Raw genomic sequence first — 4,017 nt, forward strand, 5'->3', positions numbered from 1 at the left:
TGTTGAATACAGAAATCATCTTCTTGATGCCGCCTAACTTTTTTTAAAATGTCCTTTACAAAGGGTACGGATTATATAGGCCTCCTCTTTTTATTATGTCATTTTTTGTCGGTAAGTCGATATTCCTTGTCGAATCGTCGATATATTTCAAAAATCGTTGATATATTTTGAGTTATGATACATATATTCGAAAAATCGTCGATATAATTTCACTCACCGAGAAAGGTGCATCATTTACCGAGCAAAAAGCTAGATTACCGTCCACCATAGTCAATATCCTTCAACTGACACCTCTTATTAAAGAATGTTTTATATCCAAGCTGTAAAAAGATAATGACAGCAAAAGCGGTACTTCCTGAAATACCGAGTATAATTGCGATTTGATATTGAATGGCTGTAAATGGTGATACACCAGATAAGATTTGTCCTGTCATCATGCCTGGTAAGCTTATAATTCCCATTCCGACCATAGAATTGATCGTTGGTAAAATAGCCGAGTCAAAAGCGTCTCGAATGAGCGGAGCAGTTGCTTCTTTCGGTGTGGCGCCGAGCATAAGTGCCCCCTCGATTTGACCTCTTTGCGATTTCATATTGTTTAAGAACGTATTTGCACCGAGAGAAACACCTGTCATTGCATTCCCAACTAACATTCCGGTAATCGGAACGATATATTGCGGGGCGTACCACGGATCATGTCCGATAATAACAAAGATAAATAGTAGAAGTGGCCCAATTGATCCGGCTACCATGGAAAGGGCGGCTACTCGTTTTAATTCTTTAGACATTGGGATATTCACTCGTTTATAAATATTAAAAATTGCAAAGGTAGTAATAGAAGTAATGAGAGCAATTGTATAAAATGGATTACTATTTTCAAATACGTATGTAAGGACATAGGCAACAAGTACGAGCTGAATTGTCATACGGAATGTTGCGAGTGCGATTTGTTTTTCACGAGGTATCCCTTTTAATTTTACAAGCCCGATTAAAATAAGAATGAAAATATATGCAGCGGCAAGTTGCCAAATTTGGAGTTCAATCACGCCCTTCAACAGAGAGCACTTCCTTTCTAGTTGCACCGTTTGCTTTACTAATCTCAATGATATCGTCTGCAATTTCTTCTGGAAGTTGTTGTGAGTGTGTGATGAAGATAACTGTTTTTTTCTTTTCTCTTGCTAGCGTAGTGAATTGCTTCATAACGCGTCGTTCTGTATCGCTATCTAGCGCCGAAGTTGGTTCATCTAATAAATAGACAGGTGGATCCATAAGTACGATACGTGCAAAAGCAAGTCGTTGTTTTTCGCCACCTGATAATGAATCAGCGTTGTCTTCTAAATTTTTTTCCAAGCTAACAGTCGTTAATGCACTTCGCAAGGCAGCATCATTTGGAAATGGCTTTTCAGAAAGACGAGGTCCCATTAATAGATTGTCTTTAATGGTTCCATCGAAAATAGGTGGCGTTTGCCCAAGCATGACTACGTCACGTCGTAATTGAATAGGGGGATAATCAGAAATTAGCTTTCCGTTATATTCAATTGTTCCAGATGTTGGAGATTGTAGATCATTTAACATACGGAGCAATGTGCTTTTTCCGCTCCCACTCTCGCCGATAATACATGTGATTTTTTCTTTTTGAATCTGTAAATAAGGAATGTGCAGTATATCTTTATATGTAACGTCTTTTAATATAAACATAGATGGCTCCTTTCTGATTCTAGTTCTATCGTATCAAAAAAGAGAAGGTAACGGTTATAAAGAGCAACGTTTTTTCTTCGTCTTGATTTCTATTAATAAGTTAAGTAAACGATCTAATTCTTGGCTGAAAGAAATTACTTTATGATGAGTGAATCCGTACTTTTCAACGAGATAGATCAATTCTTTCTTCTTCGCTTCTATGCGATCATTTAGTTTCGTTACGTTCATAAGTGAAATGAAATGCCTCCTGTAAAAGTATTTACAACACAAAAAATAAGACCGAATGAATTCGGCCTTAAAGGAAATAAAACAACTTATCAATAGCATACACTGTTTATTGGTAGTTTTTAATATGAAAATGAAAAATAAATCATGATTCATATTGAGAAAGATGTGTCTGATAATTATATTTTAACGAATAAGAGAGGCTGCCTAATTAGGAGACAGCCTGTAAAGTATTAACCGTTATGATATTTGTACATCCAGAGGATACCGGATTTTAGTAACCTTGGTACACGTCCCATTAATGGTTGGTTTGCTAGCAAACCAAAGCCGTGCTTCTTACCAAGAGAGCCGAGAACACCTTTTAATTTAATGACAGGTAGTTCGTCAGGAAGTGGTTCATTATGCCAACGTTTTAATAATATTTGGACAATTTGTTCCCCTTGACCTTCAGCAAGTTGTGCAGATGGTGCGTGTGGAAGTGCTGCACAATCTCCTACAACATATACGTGCTCGTTATTTGGAATATTGTGATATTTTGTTAAAACAACCCGTCCGCTACCATCTTGTTCAACTGGAAGGTTTCGAACAACTTCATTTGCTTGAATACCAGCTGTCCAGACGATTGCATCACATTCAAGTGGTTCATCGTGGTTGTACACAATATTTGGCTCTACTTTTGTAATGTTAGAGTTTCGTATAATAGTAACTTTATGTTTTACGAACCATTCTTCTACATATCTACTTAATTTCTCTGGATATGGGAATAAAATTCTATCTTTTCGATCAAATAAGTAAATTTTTAAATCAGAACGGCTTTCGCGAAGTTCACTTGCAACTTCAACGCCACTTAATCCAGCACCAACGACAGCTACCGTTGCATTTGGTTCTAGACTATTTAATTGTTCATATGTCTTACGTGTTTGTTCAATCGATTGCAGGCTATGTGTATATTCCTTCGCCCCAGGAACGTTATGATATTTATCCTCACAGCCAAGTCCAATAATTAAATCATCATATTGGATTGCTTCGCCGCCATCGAGATGAACAGCTTTTTCTTCGAGATCAATATTTGTTACTGTGCCGTATTGAATATTGAGGCGTGGGTGTTCAGGAAACGGTATACGAATATGCGTTTCTGAAATAGTACCCGCAACTAATGCGTAATATTCAGTTTTGAAGCAATGATATGGTACTTTGTCGATTAATGTCACTTGTACATCATCCGGAAGTTGGTTGCTTGGAAGTAGCCGTTGCAGAATTCTCATTCCACCGTAGCCGCCACCTAATATTACGAGGTGTTTCATGATGGATTACCCCTTTTCTGTTGAAATATCCCCTAATCATAAAATTTTATATTAATAAAATATTTTGACTTTACTCAATCAAATTATATCGAATTTGTGAACAAATAACAATGCATGAATGAATACTCTGTTGTACAATAAGAAGAAAAGTAGAGTAAACGATCTGCATTATTTAGTTACCATTTCATCGTAAATAGCATGTTATATAGAAGGAATCATCTATTTTGAAGTGAAATAATGAAGTAACTAAATAGTTTAGAAGGTGTAATGAAAACAACAAGAAACAGCTTAGTTTTTTTCTTATAGATGAAGTCAGAAAGTAATTTGTTTTGTAGTACAGGGGGGAGAATTTTGATTAAACCATTAATTGAATTTTGTGTAGGTAACCTTGCGAGTGGTTCACAAGCCGCTTTAGAGAAATTAGAAAAAGATCCGAATTTAGATGTAATGGAGTATGGTTGTTTAGGATATTGTGGTATTTGTTTTGAAGGACCGTTTGCTCTTGTAAATGGTGAAGTGGTACAAGGGGCTACAGTAGAAGAACTTGTTAATAATGTATATGAGTATTTGGATGAAAATCCAATGTTTTAAGGTGTTGCAATCGGCAGCACCTTTTTCTTTTTCTATTAGATAAAATTTTATTTCGCAGGGGAGGATAATATTGTATATAAATAAAAAAGGCCCTTTTTTGGTCTTATCCCTGTCAAGTAGACAGAATTAAAAAGACTAAGCAGCCATCGAGATTCGATATTCTATCGGAGCTCGATGGTTGAGTCGTTTTTGGAAACGTTTA

The 4,017-nt window shown here is 36.2% G+C and carries 5 protein-coding genes; 1 reads left to right on the plus strand and 4 read right to left on the minus strand.

The window, feature by feature from the left end; translation table 11 throughout:
- Positions 1-254: 254 nt before the first annotated feature.
- From PDQ33_RS28370 to PDQ33_RS28385, 4 genes are all read right to left on the minus strand, one after another.
- Positions 255-1,052 (minus strand): ABC transporter permease, encoded by a 798-nt coding sequence (locus tag PDQ33_RS28370; protein WP_061131744.1) that lies wholly within the window; start codon positions 1,050-1,052, stop codon positions 255-257.
- Positions 1,036-1,695, minus strand: a complete 660-nt coding sequence (locus PDQ33_RS28375; protein WP_270395374.1) for an ABC transporter ATP-binding protein — start codon at positions 1,693-1,695, stop codon at positions 1,036-1,038. Before PDQ33_RS28375 ends, PDQ33_RS28370 begins: the two co-directional genes overlap by 17 nt.
- Positions 1,696-1,749: 54 nt before the next feature.
- Positions 1,750-1,923 carry an aspartyl-phosphate phosphatase Spo0E family protein gene (locus PDQ33_RS28380; RefSeq protein ID WP_001103328.1) on the minus strand — a complete coding sequence of 58 codons (174 nt, stop codon included), beginning with the start codon at positions 1,921-1,923 and terminating at the stop codon, positions 1,750-1,752.
- A gap of 230 nt (positions 1,924-2,153) precedes the next feature.
- The gene (locus tag PDQ33_RS28385; protein WP_000682073.1) at positions 2,154-3,224 is read right to left on the minus strand and encodes an NAD(P)/FAD-dependent oxidoreductase; all 1,071 of its coding nucleotides are present in this window, start codon (positions 3,222-3,224) and stop codon (positions 2,154-2,156) included.
- A 351-nt stretch (positions 3,225-3,575) separates the two neighbouring features.
- On the opposite strand from PDQ33_RS28385, the gene PDQ33_RS28390 reads away from it, so the two are divergent.
- Positions 3,576-3,815, plus strand: coding sequence for a YuzB family protein (locus PDQ33_RS28390; protein WP_000595026.1), 240 nt, complete (start codon positions 3,576-3,578; stop codon positions 3,813-3,815).
- The last annotated feature ends 202 nt before the right edge of the window (positions 3,816-4,017 follow it).

It is taken from the genome of Bacillus cereus group sp. Bc031 (genome assembly GCF_027716265.1).
GTDB lineage: Bacteria > Bacillota > Bacilli > Bacillales > Bacillaceae_G > Bacillus_A > Bacillus_A paranthracis.

Coding starts and splice junctions, on each gene's coding strand:
- PDQ33_RS28375 (WP_270395374.1), bottom strand. CDS start 1,695: ATGTTTATATTAAAAGACGTTACATATAAAGATATACTGCACATTCCT.
- PDQ33_RS28380 (WP_001103328.1), bottom strand. CDS start 1,923: ATGAACGTAACGAAACTAAATGATCGCATAGAAGCGAAGAAGAAAGAA.
- PDQ33_RS28385 (WP_000682073.1), bottom strand. CDS start 3,224: ATGAAACACCTCGTAATATTAGGTGGCGGCTACGGTGGAATGAGAATT.